Origin of the sequence: Streptomyces sp. T39 (assembly GCF_008042045.1) — a bacterium.
Taxonomy (GTDB): domain Bacteria; phylum Actinomycetota; class Actinomycetes; order Streptomycetales; family Streptomycetaceae; genus Streptomyces.
The window spans coordinates 1-613 of the sequence record NZ_RDBP01000248.1; the positions used below are offsets into that span (position 1 = coordinate 1).

A 613-nucleotide genomic window follows, 5' to 3' on the forward strand; every position below is an offset into this window, starting at 1 on the left:
CGATCTCGACGTGTTCGCGTTCGGCATCACCACCGACTTCCGCTCGAAGCTGTTCCCCGGCTCGCAGCGGCTCGTCGAACTCGCCGACCGTGTGGAGGTGCTCCAGGTCGAGGCACTGTGCTGGTGCGGCGCGCGCGCCACGCACAACGCGCGCACCGTCGGCGGCGTGATGGTCGTCGAGGGTGCGCAGGTCGTCGTCGGCGACGTCAACCAGGCGCCCGACGAGGTCGGTTACGAGGTCCTGTGCCGTCGCCACCACCGGCGCCGGATGACCGCCGCGAGTGCCCGGGCGGCCGCACCGCGTCCCGTCTCCTCGTGCTCCACGGGGAGGACGTCGGGCGACAGTGCGGCCGCCCGGACCACGGCCTGACACCTCGCCCGGTCAGGGCCCGGGCGACCGTCCGGTCACCCCGTCCCGCCCGTCGTCACCACGGTGAACACCGCGCCCTCCGGGTCGGCGACCGTCGCCTCCCGGCCCGCCGCGCCCGGCCCCGGCGGCCGGAGCACCTCGCCGCCCAGCCCGGTCACCAGCCGCGTCGCCGCATCCACGTCGGCGACCTCGAAGTACGTCATCCAGTGCGGGCCGCGGGGCCGGGGCAGCGCGGACCCGAGC

The 613-nt window shown here is 75.7% G+C and carries 1 protein-coding gene and 1 pseudogene; one reads left to right on the plus strand and one right to left on the minus strand.

Going from position 1 to position 613, the window contains the following annotated elements:
• Positions 1-370: pseudogene (locus EAO77_RS37800) on the plus strand (hypothetical protein); the annotation flags it as partial.
• 35 nt (positions 371-405) lie between these two features.
• On the opposite strand, the gene EAO77_RS37805 reads toward EAO77_RS37800, so the two are convergent.
• A partial coding sequence (locus EAO77_RS37805; RefSeq protein ID WP_315986138.1) for a VOC family protein occupies positions 406-613 on the minus strand: 208 nt, incomplete at its 5' end.